The organism is Massilia consociata (genome assembly GCF_042432755.1).
Lineage (GTDB): Bacteria > Pseudomonadota > Gammaproteobacteria > Burkholderiales > Burkholderiaceae_D > Telluria > Telluria consociata.
In genome coordinates this window covers 129,768-145,112 of record NZ_JBHLWP010000010.1, presented here as the reverse complement: position 1 = coordinate 145,112, position 15,345 = coordinate 129,768, and the positions used below count along the sequence as shown (strand labels likewise).

Annotated in this window: 14 protein-coding genes; 1 reads left to right on the top strand and 13 read right to left on the bottom strand. The window is 63.8% G+C overall.

Features of this window, described 5'->3' with window-relative positions; genetic code table 11:
- Nucleotides 1-147: 147 nt before the first annotated feature.
- The 11 genes from ACFFJK_RS10805 to ACFFJK_RS10755 form a co-directional block, all read right to left on the bottom strand.
- Entirely contained in the window at nt 148-423 is a 276-nt protein-coding gene (locus ACFFJK_RS10805) for an STAS domain-containing protein (RefSeq protein WP_379679134.1), read from the bottom strand.
- Nucleotides 423-1,055: an MlaC/ttg2D family ABC transporter substrate-binding protein gene (locus ACFFJK_RS10800; RefSeq protein WP_379679133.1), complete on the bottom strand. Its 633-nt coding sequence runs from the start codon at nt 1,053-1,055 to the stop codon at nt 423-425. Before ACFFJK_RS10800 ends, ACFFJK_RS10805 begins: the two co-directional genes overlap by 1 nt.
- A 69-nt stretch (nt 1,056-1,124) precedes the next feature.
- Nucleotides 1,125-1,964: an MlaA family lipoprotein gene (locus ACFFJK_RS10795; RefSeq protein WP_379679132.1), complete on the bottom strand. Its 840-nt coding sequence runs from the start codon at nt 1,962-1,964 to the stop codon at nt 1,125-1,127.
- Nucleotides 1,961-2,434, bottom strand: coding sequence for an outer membrane lipid asymmetry maintenance protein MlaD (mlaD, locus tag ACFFJK_RS10790; RefSeq protein WP_379679131.1), 474 nt, complete (start codon nt 2,432-2,434; stop codon nt 1,961-1,963). The genes ACFFJK_RS10795 and mlaD overlap by 4 nt, the downstream gene beginning before the upstream one ends.
- 75 nt (nt 2,435-2,509) lie before the next feature.
- Nucleotides 2,510-3,292 carry a lipid asymmetry maintenance ABC transporter permease subunit MlaE gene (gene mlaE, locus ACFFJK_RS10785; protein WP_379679130.1) on the bottom strand — a complete coding sequence of 261 codons (783 nt, stop codon included), beginning with the start codon at nt 3,290-3,292 and terminating at the stop codon, nt 2,510-2,512.
- Nucleotides 3,289-4,092 (bottom strand): ABC transporter ATP-binding protein, encoded by an 804-nt coding sequence (locus tag ACFFJK_RS10780; protein ID WP_379679129.1) that lies wholly within the window; start codon nt 4,090-4,092, stop codon nt 3,289-3,291. The genes mlaE and ACFFJK_RS10780 overlap by 4 nt, the downstream gene beginning before the upstream one ends.
- A 464-nt stretch (nt 4,093-4,556) precedes the next feature.
- Nucleotides 4,557-6,020: a glutamate synthase subunit beta gene (locus tag ACFFJK_RS10775; protein WP_379679128.1), complete on the bottom strand. Its 1,464-nt coding sequence runs from the start codon at nt 6,018-6,020 to the stop codon at nt 4,557-4,559.
- Nucleotides 6,021-6,201: 181 nt separating this feature from the next.
- The gene (locus ACFFJK_RS10770) at nt 6,202-10,923 is read right to left on the bottom strand and encodes a glutamate synthase-related protein (RefSeq protein WP_379679127.1); all 4,722 of its coding nucleotides are present in this window, start codon (nt 10,921-10,923) and stop codon (nt 6,202-6,204) included.
- Nucleotides 10,924-11,232: 309 nt separating this feature from the next.
- Nucleotides 11,233-11,943, bottom strand: coding sequence for a transposase (locus ACFFJK_RS10765; RefSeq protein ID WP_379679126.1), 711 nt, complete (start codon nt 11,941-11,943; stop codon nt 11,233-11,235).
- Between the two features lie 209 nt (nt 11,944-12,152).
- On the bottom strand, nt 12,153-12,833 hold the full coding sequence (locus ACFFJK_RS10760) for a response regulator transcription factor (protein WP_379679125.1): 681 nt from the start codon (nt 12,831-12,833) through the stop codon (nt 12,153-12,155).
- 12 nt (nt 12,834-12,845) lie between these two features.
- The gene (locus ACFFJK_RS10755) at nt 12,846-14,033 is read right to left on the bottom strand and encodes a PAS domain-containing sensor histidine kinase (RefSeq protein WP_379679124.1); all 1,188 of its coding nucleotides are present in this window, start codon (nt 14,031-14,033) and stop codon (nt 12,846-12,848) included.
- Between the two features lie 173 nt (nt 14,034-14,206).
- Between ACFFJK_RS10755 and ACFFJK_RS10750 the strand changes: the two genes are divergently transcribed.
- Nucleotides 14,207-14,455 carry a DUF3297 family protein gene (locus ACFFJK_RS10750; protein ID WP_277484634.1) on the top strand — a complete coding sequence of 83 codons (249 nt, stop codon included), beginning with the start codon at nt 14,207-14,209 and terminating at the stop codon, nt 14,453-14,455.
- A 110-nt stretch (nt 14,456-14,565) separates the two neighbouring features.
- Here ACFFJK_RS10750 and ACFFJK_RS10745 read toward each other — a convergent pair whose 3' ends face one another.
- Nucleotides 14,566-14,817 (bottom strand): hypothetical protein, encoded by a 252-nt coding sequence (locus ACFFJK_RS10745; RefSeq protein WP_379679123.1) that lies wholly within the window; start codon nt 14,815-14,817, stop codon nt 14,566-14,568.
- Nucleotides 14,818-14,819: 2 nt separating this feature from the next.
- Nucleotides 14,820-15,332: a hypothetical protein gene (locus tag ACFFJK_RS10740; protein WP_379679122.1), complete on the bottom strand. Its 513-nt coding sequence runs from the start codon at nt 15,330-15,332 to the stop codon at nt 14,820-14,822.
- Between the last annotated feature and the right edge of the window lie 13 nt (nt 15,333-15,345).

The following is a 15,345-nucleotide window of genomic DNA, read 5'->3' as shown; positions in this document are numbered from 1 at the left end:
GAAGGTTTTGTAGGGGTGATCTGGTGCAGTGGACCAGATCACGCGTATACCGACCGCGCGTTCAGCCAGCAGAAGATCACCCGTGTCACCTATTCGAATGCGACTCGAACGCGCGGACGGCGAAGCCGTCCACCCTACGAGGAGCGATTACGACTGCGGCAGCAGCTGATCGACGCCGTACAGCGCCGCCAGCATTTGCAGGTTTTCCGGAACGTTGATGAAGGTGAGGCGCTGCCCGGCCTTCAGGGCGCGGCGCTGCCAGGCCAGCAGCACGGCCACGCCGGACGAATCGGCAGCGCTCACGCCGCCGAGGTCGAATATGGTTTCGCCGGCCGCGATCGCGGCGCAGCCCTGCTCCAGCGCGCCACGGGCGCTCTCGAAGGTCAGGGCATCGAGCGAGAGCATCGGATTGGCTTCGGCCATTACTTCGGCGCCTTCAGCGGCTTGCCGGCCAGCTGCTGGTTACGGTCGGCCAGGCGCTTGATCAGGCCATCGATGCCGTTCTTGTTGATTTCGCTGGCGAAGGTGCTCTTGTAGGTCTCGACCAGCCACGCGCCCAGCACGTTGATGTCGTAGATCTTCCAGCCCTGCGGGCCGTTGGCCAGGCGGTAGTTCAGGGTGATCGGCTCGCCGCGGGCGACGTTGACCTGCGAACGCACCTCGACGTCGCTGGCGCCGGCTTCGGCGCGGAACGGCTTGAACTCGACGGTCTCGTTCTTGATGGTCGACAGCGCGCCCGAGTAGGTGTAGACCAGCAGGGTCGTGAATTCCTTGGTCAGCGCCTGCTGCTGTTCCGGCGTGGCCTGGCGCCAGAAGCGGCCGGCTGCCTGCTGGGTCATCTTTTGGGTATCGACGTGCGGCAGGATCTTGGAGTTGACCAGGTCGATGATCTTGTTGCGGTTGCCGGCCTGGATGTCCTTGTCGGCCTTGACGGTGTTGATGACGTCGGCGCTGATGCGCTTGACCAGCACGTCCGGCGCTTCGGCGGCGATGGCGCTGGTTGCGATGGCGACGGTGGCGGTAGCGGCAGCGATCAGTTGGATGAATGGTTTCATGTGTCGGTTTCCTTGTTGTCGGGCGCCTGCCGTGCGATGCGCCGGCGGGCGATACCCGGTTAACTCGTCTTATTGCTTCTCGGATGACACCGGTTGTGTAACGGTTTGTGACGGCTGGTCGACCGCCTTGCCTGCCGGGTCGGCGCCCGGCTCGGCATTGCTCGTCGCTGCATCGGCAGCATCATCATCCTCGTCCGCATCATTCTGGCGCGGCACGTTGCCGTCGTAGACCTGGCTCAGGCGGCGCTGCATGTAGCCGTCGCGGATGAATTCATAGCGGTCCAGCGCGGCCTCTTCCAGCAGGTTGCCGGCATCGAGCAGGGTGGCGCGCTTGTCGACGACGCGCACCGCGGCGCCGATGTTGCGCCAGTTGGTCGGCTGCTTGTACTTCCAGATGTCGCCGCCGAAATCGGCCGGCAGCGCGGCGGTGTCACGCACCGTAGATGGGCCCAATACCGGCAACATCAAGAAGGGACCGCTCGGCACGCCCCAGACGCCCAGGGTCTGGCCGAAATCCTCGTTGTGTTTCGGGATGCCGGCTTCCGAGGCGATGTCGAGCAGGCCGAAGATGCCGAAGGTCGAGTTCACGGCCACGCGGGTGACGTCCCCCATGCCGGCCTCACCCTTGCCTTGCAGCAGATTGTTGACGGCGCTCCAGGCGTCGGACAGGTTGCCGAAGAAGTTATTCACACCGGTCTGCACGAAGCCCGGCGTCACGTTCTTGTAGGCGGTGGCGGTCGGCTTCAGGACGGTGCGGTCGACCGCATCGTTGAAGCGGAAGACGGCGCGGTTATAGCCTTCGAGCGGGTCCTGCGGATTCGTCGTGGCGCAACCGGTCAGCAGCAGGGCGACGGCGATTGCCGCAAGCCCATGGATGCGGCCGGTGGTATGGCGTGATGCGTGTTTCATTCACTACCTTCCTTTCCTTCAGCGGCCTTGCTATAGATGAATTGGTTGATCAGGTCTTCGAGCACCGTGGCCGACTGGGTACGGTTGATGCGGTCGCCGTCGGCCAGGTTCTGGGTGTCGCCACCCGGTTCGATGCCGATGTACTGCTCGCCGAGCAGGCCGGCGGTCAGGATCTTCAGCGAACTGTCTTTCGGAAACTGGTAGTTCTCGTTCAGGTCCAGGCGCACCTGCGCCTGGAAGGTCTGGTCGTCGAAGCTGATCGCGCCGACACGGCCGACGACGACGCCGGCGCTCTTCACCGGCGCCTGGGGCTTGAGTCCGCCGATATTGTCGAACTTGCCGGTGACGGTATAGGTCTTGGTGAACGACAGCGTGCTCATGTTCCCTGCCTGCAGGGCGAGGAACAACAGCGCTGCAGCGCCCAGCAGGACAAACAGGCCGACCCAGACATCGATGATTTTACGGTGCATAGTATTTCCCAGTATTCAGGCCGTCTGTGCGCGGCCAAACGAAACATTGATTGTGCTAATTACTAATGGATGACGTCATTCCTGCGTGAACATCAGGGCGGTCATGACGAAGTCCAGCCCCAGAACCAGCAGGGAGGCGATGACGACGGTGCGCGTGGTGGCGCGCGCGACGTCCGCCGGGGTCGGCTTGACGTGATAGCCCTGGAACAGGGCGGTAAAGGTCACGGCAACACCGAAGACGAAACTCTTGATGACGCTGCTGACGATGTCGCGCTGGACATCGACGCCGGCCTGCATCTGCGACCAGAACGCGCCTTCGTCGAGGCCGAGCAGCTTGACGCCGACCAGGTAGCTGCCCATGATCCCGACCGCCGAGAACACCGCCGCCAGGATCGGCATCGCGATGACGCCGCCCCAGAAGCGCGGCGCCAGCACGCGCTGCACCGGGTTCACTGCCATCATTTCCATTGCGGTCAGCTGCTCGCCGGCCTTCATCAGGCCGATCTCGGCCGTCAGCGAGGTGCCGGCACGGCCCGCAAACAGCAGCGCCGTCACGACCGGCCCGAGCTCGCGCACCAGCGACAGCGCAGTCAGGGGTCCGAGCTTTTCCTCGGCGCCGAACTGGATCAGGTTGACGTAGAACTGCAGGCCCAGCACCAGGCCCACGAACAGGCCAGAGACGATCGTGATCACCAACGAATAGTTGCCGATGAAGTGGATCTGCTCGGTGATCAGGGTTGGCCGGCGAAATGCGCCCGGGGAAAAACGCAACAGGTTGAAGAAGGCGCGGGTCGCAAAACCCAGGCTCTCGACGCCCTCGCGCGTGAAACGGCCCAATGCTGCGAGAAAGCCCATCATCGCTTGGCTCCCAGGCCCAGGTCGTCGGTCAGGGACTTGCCGGGGTAATGGAAGGGCACCGGGCCGTCCGGTTCGGCATTGACGAACTGCTTGACATACGGGTCCTGGGACACGCTCAGCTCGGCCGGCGTGCCTTCGGCAACGATCTTTCCAGCCGACATGAAATAAACGTAATCGGCGATGGCGAAGGTTTCCTTCACGTCGTGCGAAACCAGGATCGAGGTCGAACCGAGCGTATCGTTCAGATTACGGATCAGGTTGGCGGTCACGCCCATCGAGATCGGGTCCAGCCCGGCGAAGGGCTCGTCGTACATGATCAATTCGGGATCAAGGGCAATCGCGCGCGCGACCGCGACGCGGCGCGCCATGCCGCCGGAAATCTCGCCCGGCTTCAGGCGGTGGGCATTGCGCAGGCCGACGGCGTTGAGCTTCATGAGCACCAGGTCACGGATCAGCTCTTCCGGCAGGTCGGTATGCTCGCGCAGCGGAAACGCGACGTTGTCGAAGATCGACAGGTCGGTGAACAGGGCGCCGAACTGGAACAGCATGCCCATGCGGCGGCGCAGGCGGTACAGGCCCTTGGTATTGAGCTTGTGCACGGCCTCGCCGCCGACGCGGACCTCGCCGCGCTGCGGGCGGATCTGGCCACCGATGAGGCGCAAGACCGTGGTCTTGCCGCAGCCCGAACCGCCCATGACGGCCACAAGCTTGCCCCGCGGGAAGTCCATGCGGAGGTTCGACAGGATGGAACGCTCTCCGTACGCAAAGTGCAGATCGCGGATTTCGACTAGGTTCGACACAGCGTGTTTGGTATTTGGGTAATCCGTTATTGTAGTGCAGAAAGCTTAAGCCTCGCTTGAGGCGCCCCATTTTGGCCGCCCGCTTCGACGCACGCATACAACAAAACTAACCGAAAAGTCAGCTATTTACGCGTGTAAGCTATTGTTTTTTCAGAGATATGTATATCTTGCAATATTAACATTTATTGAATTTGATCAACAAATGCTCTTGAGCAATTCTCCGGCGGGGGGCAGTTGCACTGTGGCAAAGCACGCCGAATGATGCGCTGCAATAAGGTTTAGCGTAAGGACAATCGTCAGGAAATGGTGGTGCACGCACGCACATAGCTGGGGTGCGCATGCAGGAAATTGACCATTTGTTGGTTCGTCCCCACAACTTGCAGGTGACAAAAACAAAAGGCGGCCGGAGCCGCCTTGGTGCTTGCCGCCGAACGCAACAAGCGATGAGGAAAAGATCAGCAGACCTAGCGCGGGAGCACGGAACTGCCCATCAGGAATTCGTCCACCGCCCGCGCGCACTGACGGCCTTCGCGGATTGCCCACACGACCAGCGACTGGCCGCGGCGCATGTCGCCGGCTGTAAACACCTTCGGCTTCGAGGTCTGGTAGGAACGCTCGCCATCGGTCGTGGCGCGCGCATTGCCGCGCGCATCCTTCTGCACGCCAAAGGCGTCGAGCACGTTCTGCACCGGGGAGACGAATCCCATGGCCAGGAAGACCAGGTCGGCCTTCATTTCGAATTCCGAGTCCGGCACCTCGACCATCTTGCCGTCCTTCCATTCGACGCGGCAGGCGACCAGCTTCTCCACCTTGCCGCCCTTGCCTTCCAGGCGCTTGGTGGCCACCGCCCAGTCACGCTGGCAGCCTTCCTCGTGCGAGGACGAGGTGCGCAGGCGGGTCGGCCAGTACGGCCAGACCAGCGGCTTGTTTTCCTGTTCCGGCGGCTGCGGCAGCAGCTCGAACTGGGTGACGGACAGGGCGCCGTGGCGGTTCGACGTGCCGACGCAGTCCGAACCGGTGTCGCCGCCGCCGATGACCACCACGTGCTTGCCGGTGGCCTTGATCTGGTCCTTCAGCTTGTCGCCCGCATTGACCCGGTTCTGCTGCGGCAGGAAATCCATCGCGAAGTGCACGCCCTTCAGTTCACGCCCCGGTACCGGCAGGTCGCGCGGCTGCTCGGCGCCGCCGGCCAGGACCACTGCGTCGAATTCCTTTTCCAGGTCTTCCGGGAAGATGGTGTCGCGCGCCATGTTGCTCACGGTGGCCGGGAAATCCTTGCCGACCAGGACGCTGGTGCGGAAGGTCACGCCCTCCGCCTGCATCTGCTCGACCCTGCGGTCGATCAGGCCCTTTTCCATCTTGAAGTCGGGGATCCCGTAGCGCAGCAGGCCGCCGATGCGGTCGCTCTTCTCGAACACGGTCACATCATGGCCGACGCGCGCCAGTTGCTGGGCGGCGGCCAGGCCGGCCGGGCCGGAGCCGATCACGGCGACCTTCTTGCCGGTCTTGACGCTTGCCGGCTGCGGCACGATCCAGCCGTGCTCCCAGCCGGTATCAGCAATCTTGCGCTCGATCGACTTGATGCCGACCGGCTCGTCGTTGATGCCGAGCGTGCAGGCCGATTCGCACGGCGCCGGGCAGATGCGGCCGGTGAACTCGGGGAAGTTGTTGGTCGAATGGAGGTTGTCGACGGCCGCACGGTAATTGCCGTGGTAGACCAGGTCGTTCCAGTCCGGGATCATGTTGTTGACCGGGCAGCCCGTGTTGCAGAAAGGGATGCCGCAATCCATGCAGCGCGCGCCCTGCACCTTGGCCTGGCCATCGGTCAGGGTCAGCACGAATTCCTTGTAGTTCTTGACGCGATCGGCGGGTTCCAGGTGGCCCTCTTCCTGCCGTTCGAATTCCATGAAGCCGGTAATTTTGCCCACGTTGTTTTCCTTGTCAGTTGGCGGCGGCGGTTCGGCACTGCCGTCGTTCCCACACCACCGTCGTTCCTACTACCACCGTCATTCCCGCGCAGGCGGGAATCCAAGTTTGCTCGCGTATCGTCTGCTCACGCAGAACTTGGGTTCCCGCCTTCGCGGGAACGACGTTGTTTGAGTATCTCGATTAAGCAGCCATCTCGATCTTGTCGTTCGCCTCTTCCATGCTCGAGTTGTGCATCTCCTCGAGCGCCCGCTTGTAGTCGGTCGGGAAGACCTTGATGAACTTGGTGCGGCTGCTGGCCCAGTCATCCAACAAGTTGCGCGCCCGGGTCGAACCCGTGTGCTTGAAGTGGCGCTCGATCAGGCGGCGCAGGATGACCTCGTCCGATTCGCGCTCGCCGTTGCGGGTCTGGCTGTGCCAGCCGGCCTGGCCATCCTGACCCTGCTGCTTCGTCGTGAGCACCGGCTCCAGGTTCACCATCGCGGTATTGCACTTGCCTTCGAACTCGCCCTTCGGGTCGTACACGTAGGCGACGCCGCCCGACATGCCCGCCGCGAAGTTGCGGCCGGTCTCGCCCAGCACCACGACCGTACCGCCGGTCATGTATTCGCAACCGTGGTCGCCGCAGCCCTCGACCACCGCCACGGCGCCCGAGTTACGCACCGCGAAGCGTTCGCCGGCCACACCGTTGAAGAAAGCTTCACCGGAAATCGCGCCGTACAGCACCGTGTTGCCGACGATGATGTTGTCCACCGCCCAGCCGCGGAACTCGGTGTTCGGGCGCACGATGATGCGCCCGCCCGACAGGCCCTTGCCCACGTAGTCGTTGCCCTCGCCCACCAGGTCGATCGTGATGCCGGCCGCCAGGAAGGCCGCGGCCGACTGGCCGGCGGTGCCCTGCAGCTGGATGTGGATCGTGTCGTCCGGCAGGCCGGCGTGGCCATAGCGCTTGGCCACTTCGCCCGACAGCATGGTGCCCACGGTGCGGTTCAGGTTCTTCACCGGCGAGATGAACGACACGCGCTCGCCCTTCTCCAGCGCGGCCTTGGCCTGCGCGATCAGCTTGTGGTCCAGGGCGCGGTCCAGGCCATGGTCCTGGCCGTCGGTGTGGAACAGCGCGCGCGGCGCGTCGGTCTTCGGCTGGTAGAAGATCCGCGAGAAGTCCAGGCCCTGCGCCTTCCAGTGCTGGACCGCCTTGGCCTTGTCGAGCAGGTCGGTGCGGCCGATCAGTTCGTCGTAGCTGCGGATGCCCAGCTGCGCCATGATCTGGCGCGCTTCTTCGGCCACGAAGAAGAAGTAGTTCACCACGTGCTCTGGTTTACCCTGGAACTTGGCGCGCAGGACCGGATCCTGGGTCGCGACACCGACCGGGCAGGTATTCAGGTGGCACTTGCGCATCATGATGCAGCCTTCGACCACCAGCGGTGCGGTCGCAAAACCGATTTCGTCGGCGCCCAGCATCGCAGCGACGACCACGTCGCGGCCGGTGCGCATCTGGCCATCGGCCTGCACGCGGATGCGGCTGCGCAGGCCGTTGAGCACCAGCGTCTGCTGGGTTTCGGCCAGGCCCAGCTCCCACGGGGTGCCGGCGTGCTTGACCGAGGACAGCGGCGAGGCGCCCGTGCCGCCGTCGTGGCCGGCGACCACCACGTGGTCGGCCTTGGCTTTCGAGACGCCCGCGGCGACGGTGCCGATGCCGACTTCCGACACCAGCTTGACGGAGATCGAGGCGTTCGGGTTGACGTTCTTCAGGTCGTGGATCAGCTGCGCCAGGTCTTCGATCGAATAGATGTCGTGGTGCGGCGGCGGCGAGATCAGGCCCACGCCCGGCACCGACACGCGCAAGCTGGCGATGTACTCGGACACCTTGTGACCCGGCAGCTGGCCGCCTTCGCCGGGTTTTGCTCCTTGCGCCATCTTGATCTGGATCTGGTCGGCCGATGCGAGGTACTCGGCGGAGACGCCGAAGCGGCCCGACGCCACCTGCTTGATCTTCGAGCGCAGCGAGTCGCCCTCTTCCAGCGGAATGTCGGCCACCACCCGGTCCGAGCCCAGGATCGAGGCAAGCGTCTCGCCCTTGGCGATCTTGATGCCCTTGAATTCGCCCATGTAGCGGCGCGGGTCTTCGCCGCCTTCGCCGGTGTTCGATTTGCCGCCGATGCGGTTCATGGCAATGGCCAGCGTGGCATGCGCCTCGGTCGAGATCGAGCCGAGCGACATCGCGCCGGTGGCGAAGCGCTTGACGATCTCCTTGGCCGGCTCGACTTCTTCCAGCGGGATGGCTTTCGACGGATCGATCTTGAACTCGAACAGGCCGCGCAGGGTCAGGTGACGGCGGCTCTGGTCGTTGATGATCTGCGCGTACTCTTTATACGTGCTGTAGTTGTTGGCGCGGGTCGAGTGCTGCAGCTTGGCGATCGCGTCCGGGGTCCACAGGTGGTCTTCGCCGCGCACGCGGAAGGCGTACTCGCCGCCGGTGTCGAGCGCATTGGCCAGGACCGGGTCGTTGCCGAAGGCCAGCGCGTGCAGGCGCAGCGCCTCTTCCGCCACTTCGAACAGGCCGATGCCCTCCACGGTCGAGGAGGTGCCGCGGAAGTACTTGTCGACCAGCGACTTGTTCAGGCCCACGGCCTCGAAGATCTGCGCGCCGCAGTAGGACATGTAGGTGGAGATGCCCATCTTCGACATCACCTTCATCAGCCCTTTGCCGACCGCCTTGGTGTAGTTATAGATCGCCTTGTCGGCGTCCATCTCGTGCGGCAGGTTGTGCGCCAGATCCGCCAGGGTTTCGAGCGCCAGATACGGGTGCACGGCTTCGGCGCCGTAGCCGGCCAGCAGGGCGAAGTGGTGGGTCTCGCGGGCCGAGCCGGTTTCCACCACCAGGCCGGTCGAGGCGCGCAGGCCACGGCCGACCAGGTGCTGGTGAATGGTCGAGGTTGCGAGCAGCGCTGGGATCGCGACCTGGTCGGCGGACATGTTGCGGTCCGAGACGATCAGGATGTTGTGGCCCGATTTCACGGCGTCGACCGCTTCGGCGCACAGCGAGGCCAGGCTCGCTTCGATGCCTTCCTTGCCCCAGGCGACTGGATAGCAGATGTTCAGCTCGTACGACTTGAACTTGCCGCCGGTGTGCTGGCTGATGGCGCGCAGGCGCGCCATGTCGTCGAAGCCGAGGATCGGCTGCGACACTTCCAGGCGCATCGGCGGGTTGACGTTGTTCGTGTCCAGCAGGTTCGGCTTGGGACCGATGAAGGACACCAGCGACATCACCATGCTCTCGCGGATCGGGTCGATCGGCGGGTTGGTGACCTGCGCAAACAATTGTTTAAAGTAGTTATACAAAGGTTTGAGCTTGTTCGACATCACCGCCAGGGGCGAGTCGTTACCCATCGAGCCGGTGGCTTCCTCGGCCAGCACCGCCATCGGCGCCATCAGGAACTTCAGGTCTTCCTGGGTGTAGCCGAAGGCCTGCTGGCGGTCCAGCAGCGGGACCGGCGCTTTTTCACCCTGCGCACCCTGCGCGCGATGCTGGGCAAGCTGGCTTTCCGACAGCTTGATTTCGCCCAGCTTGATGCGCACCGACTTGATCCACGCTTTATAGGGCTTGGCGTTCGAATAGGTGTCCTTCAGCTCCTTGTCGTCGATGATGCGGCCCGCTTCCAGGTCGATCAGGAACATCTTGCCCGGCTGGAGGCGCCACTTCTTGACGATGCGCGACTCGGGAATTGGCAGCACGCCGGATTCGGACGCCATTACCACCAGGTCGTCCTCGGTGATCACGTAGCGCGCCGGACGCAGGCCGTTGCGGTCCAGGGTGCCGCCGATGTGGCGGCCGTCGGTAAAGGCCATCGCGGCCGGACCGTCCCACGGTTCCATCATCGCGGCGTGGTATTCGTAGAAGGCGCGGCGGTTGTCGTCCATCGACGTGTGGTTTTCCCAGGCTTCCGGGATCATCATCATCATCGCCTGGGCCACCGGGTAGCCGGCCATCACCAGGAGTTCGAGCGCGTTGTCGAAGCAGGCGGTGTCGGACTGGCCTTCGTAAATCAGGGGGAACAGCTTGCCCAGGTCTTCGCCCAGCACGGCCGACTTGAGCATGCCTTCGCGCGCACGGGTCCAGTTGAAGTTGCCCTTGACGGTGTTGATCTCGCCGTTGTGTGCAATCAGGCGGTAAGGGTGGGCCAGCGGCCACTCGGGGAAGGTGTTGGTGGAGAAGCGCTGGTGCACCAGGCTGAGCGCCGAGATGCAGCGCGGGTCCTGCAGGTCCTTGTAGTAGACGCCGACCTGGTCGGCCAGCAGCAGGCCTTTATAGACGATGGTGCGGGCCGACATCGAGGGCACGAAGAATTCCTTGCCGTGCAGGAGTTTCAAGGCCTGGATCGCGTGGCCCGACGACTTGCGGATGACGTACAGTTTGCGCTCGAGCGCGTCGGTGACCATGATGTCCGGGCCGCGGCCGATGAAGATCTGGCGAATGACCGGTTCCTTCGCTTTCACGAAGGGCGACATCGGCATGGTCTCGTCGACCGGCACGTTGCGCCAGCCGAGCACGACCTGGCCTTCGATGCGCACGGCGCGCTCGATCTCCTGCTCGCAGGCGATGCGCGAAGCGTGTTCCTTCGGCAGGAACACCATGCCGACGCCGTACTCTCCGGGCGGCGGCAGCTCGACGCCCTGCTTGGCCATCTCGTCGCGGAAGTACTGGTCGGGAATCTGGATCAGGATCCCGGCACCGTCGCCCATCAAGGGATCGGCGCCGACGGCGCCCCGGTGGTCGAGGTTCTTCAGGATTTGCAGGCCTTGCTCGATGATCGAGTGGCTTTTATTGCCCTTGATATGGGCGATGAAACCGACGCCGCAGGCATCGTGCTCATTGGCGGGATCGTACAAACCTTGGGCAATCATGAGGCATTCTCCACAACTTTTTCGGGGGTTGAAAACGAGAATAGTGCAATGCAGCAGAAGCCGCAACCACAATAATTAGGGTCAGAGTCAAATTGTTTGATAATTTTACGGACGCCTGATTAATTAGGGACAGAGTGATTCGAGGGCGTCAAAAGCCTGTGAACTCAGCGATAAACCATTGATTTTCATAGCTATACACTGCACCGCGACATGGTGCGCGGTGCAACCGGCAGGAATAATCAAGCGTGGAAAACGCGCTGACGCAGGCAATGGATAAAAAAACGGCACGAATAATCGTGCCGTTGATTGTCACCCCTGTGGAAGCGGTGGAATCGGCGCCCTGAAAGGGCGCCCGCGCTTGGCCGGCAGGATCTGCCGCTTCGTTTTACGCTCCAGCTCGGCCTTGAATGCATCCGAGCCCAGGGGCTGGTTCTTCAATACCGAGGCGGTGACGAAATCGACTTCGTCCTGGGAAATACCTTGCATGACCAGTTCGGTATAGGCCGCTTCGCGCTGGAACGGCGTATTGCCCAGCCCCCAATACAAGAGGTGGTCGGTGACGAGGTTGTCGCCCCGCACGCCGGCATGGTGGGCATAGCTCGACCAGGGATAATCCAGCGGGGTTGCCGCCAAGCCGGCCCGTACCGGATTGAGCTCGATATAGCGGCTGCAGGCCAGGAAGTAGCGCTCGGTATCGACGAGCGAGGTCCGGAACCGCCCTTCGAACAGGCCGCCGCTGCGTTCGTATTTGTGATTGAACCAGGGGACGTAGAAGCGGCCCACCTTCTGCATCATCAGCGCCAGTCCGGTGGCGTCGGAAGGCGTCGCCAGCACGTGCAGGTGGTTGGGCATGAGCACATAGGCGTGAATTGCCACCTCGTAGAAGCGCGCCGCTTCCTTCAGCCAGGCCAGGAAACGCTGGTAGTCGACTTCTCCATGAAAAATCGGCTGGCGGTTGTTGCCGCGCTGGATGATGTGGTGCGGCTGGTTCGGGATGATGAGTCGGGGAAGGCGTGCCATGGCGTGCTCAAAGGTGAGGCACGCATTCTAACCGAGAAAATTTACTGTGTCCCTAATTAATATCAAGAGACGAAGAAAATGGCTCGACCCTGTCCCCAATTAACATGCACGGGGTCATCCAGGCCTACCTGCCCTGAGTAATTGACCAATAATTCGACACTGACCCCAGTTATTAAGATCCTGCGGTGACGGGTACAGGGGGAGAACACTCAGGCCAGGGTGAAGCCGGCGGACAAGCTGTAACCCTCGCCGTAGGCGCTGCGCAGCGGCAGGTCCTGGCCGAGGCCCGAGCGGGCTTTCTTGCGCAGGCGGTAGACCAGCATGTCGACCCGACGGCTCGCATCCGGATCTTCGCCGCCCATGCCGGCCACGATCACGTGGCGCGGGACCGGGCGGGTATTGATGGTCAGGAGGTGCAGGAAGTTGCACTCCTTCTCGGTAAGATCGATTACCTTGCCCGCCAGTTCGAGCTGGCGCGCGCTCACGCGCAAGGTCCACTTGCTCGGCGCCGGCGCCGGGTCGGCCGGCCGCACGCGGCGGTCCAGGGCTTCGATATGCGCCGCCAGTTCGGGGAACTTGATCGGCTTGGTGAGATAGTGGTCCGCCCCCAGGCGCAGGCCGAGGATGCGGTGATCGAAAGCGACCCGGCCCGTCAGCACCAGCAGGCCGATTTCCGGGTACAGCTGGCGCATGCGCGGAATGACATTGAAACCGTCCTCGTCCGGCAAGCCAAGATCGAGCACGACGACCGCGGCCGGGGTGCGCGTCAGCGCGGCCCACATCTCGCTTGCGGTCTTGGCGATCGTGACCTCGTGGTCGAGCTCCCTGAGGAATTCGGCCATGTCGTCTGCGTATTCGCCATTGTCTTCAACAATCAGTATCTGCGTCATGGGTGAGCCATGTTAATGATCGTTCCGATTATCACTGCTGACACCCGATGAGGCAAGTCGTTGTTGTCCGCCGCCATCCAGTGCCGGCAGCCATAGCCGGAATTCGGCGCCGCCGTCTTGTGCGCCCAGGCGCAGCATGCCGCCGTGAACGTCGACGATCGAGCGCGCCATGTAAAGACCGAGGCCGCTGCCCGGCAGGCCCTCGGCATTGCGGCCCCGGTAGCCCTTGTCGAAGATGCGCTCCGCATCCTCCGGCGGCACCCCGCCGCCCGCGTCGCGCACCGTGAACTCCACGCCGCTGCCGCTGCGGCGCGCGCCCAGCGCGACCCTGGTGCCGCTCGGCGAGAACAGCAACGCGTTATCCACCAGTACCTTCAGCGCCAGCCGCAAGCCCTCCGGCTCGCCGCGCAGCGTCTGCGGCAGCTCGGTCGCCTCGACCGTGGCTTCGCGCCCCGCGTCGCGCACCTGCTTCGCGCCCGCATCGAGCAGCTCGGCCGGGGCGATCGTGTTCGGCTGGCGCGCCTTGCCGATGGCGGCCATGCGGTCCGGCGACAGGTATTCGTCGAGCATGGCGATGAGCCGGTCCACCGCGACCGCGATCTTGCGGTAGCGCTGGCGGGTCGGTTCGTCGGCGCCGTGCGAGGCGGCCGTCGATTCGAGCCGCTGGATCGCGCCGTCGATGGTTGCCAGCGGCGTGCGGAATTCGTGATTGAGCATGCTGGCAAAGCGGCGCTGGTCGGCCAGGAGGGCGCGCTGCGGCGTTAGGTCGCGCAGCAGTCCCACCAGCGAGGCCGACCCGTCGGCATTGCGCACCACGGTCGAGATCACCTGCAGGGCGATCGGGTGGCCGTCGGCATTGTGCACATCGACCTCGCATACGCTGCGCGCGCCCGGCGTGCCGGCGGCGCTGTCGGCGCAAGCCGCAGCCAGGACCATGCCGAGCGGTGCGAGCTCGGCGTGCGTTGCGTCCGTGCCGGAGCCCGCGATCGCCTGCTGCAATGCGCCGGCCGGTTGTCCGAGCAGCGCCGAGAACGCGGGACTGACGTAACGCAGCGTGCGCGCGGGCAGGTCGATGCTGAAGGCCGTGTCGCCGGCAAGTTCGGCGATGGTCCGGAACTGGTGTCCGATGCCATGCATGTCGGCGCCGATGCCTTGCGGGCCGTCCGGTGCGGAGGTGGAAGCAGCCGTGCTACGGGTCATCAGACACTCTCTGTTATCGTTGGGACAATGAACGTTGTCAGGCAGTATATCGTTGCTTCCGCTGGTTTGTATAGCCGAGTGTTCCATCAGCCGCCCGGGCGATGCCCCATGCATGACGCCTGGCGGACATTTAATGCGCCACACGGGGCGGAGTTGGTGGATAATTCGCGTCTATGAACGATACTACCTCCCTCCCCCAACTCCCGGACCGGCTGTCGATCGACCCGAGCAGCCCTTTTCATAACCGCGACGTCTTCCAGCGCGAGATCGGCATTCGCTTCAACGACAAGGACCGCCACGACGTGGAAGAGTATTGCATCAGCGAAGGCTGGATCAAGGTCGCTGCCGGCCGTACGCTTGACCGCAAGGGCAAGCCGATGCTGATCAAGCTGAAAGGCAAGGTCGAGGCGTTTTACAAGTAAGCCCGCGCTGCGCTCACGCATCCGAAACGCAGGAAGGCTGCCGGTTCACGCCGGCAGCCTTTTTTCATGCGGGTTATGGGGCACAACGTGGTACCCGCACCGGCAGTCCGCTAGCCTGGGCTTGCGGGATCGTCGCGCCGCGCTGTTTCGGCACGTTCGCCCGGGGTGAGGATGACCGCTTCTTCCTCGTCCACCAGCAGCAGCCGCGGTGGCTGCGGCAGGTCCAGACGCGCGGCCAGCTCCTCTTCGGCCTCGTTCAGTTCACGACACACGAGGATCAGGCGCCGCCGCACCTCTGGCGTCAGCGTCTCGAAGCGCGGCATGCGGCGGCGCCGCGTCAACAGCTTGTCCAGGATTCCCATCCTCACCACCCCGCACGGTGGAACGGCAGCAGCACGAAGGCCAGCGCCTGGAGCAGCAACGACAGCAGGATCAGCCGCAAGGCCCAGGTACGGCGGCGCGCACTCATCGCATTGCCCTTCAAATACTGTTCATATGCGACCGCGTAGCTGGCAGCGAGGACGGCACGGACATGCTGCTCTTCCTCCGCTTCGGTGCGACCCTCGACATCGTCGAGCAGGTCGACGAGGCGGGGCGGCTCATGGTAGACGAACAGCCATTCCGCCATCAGCACCTGCCAGGCCGAGGCAAACAGCGCGATCGCTGCCGCCGCGCCGAGCAGGAAGATCAGCAGTGTAGGCATCTGGCGCCAGCGGTTCGGATCGACCTCGATCGATAGGCTGCTGAACGCGAACACCGCGAAGGAAATGGCGGCAACCGGGGTGCTGAGGCTGCCGCGTATCCCTTCGCGGCGGGAACGCTCGTTGAGGAACAGGGCCTGGATATGCTCCAGATGCAGTTGCGTGATGCGGCGCATGCCGGCCCCTACC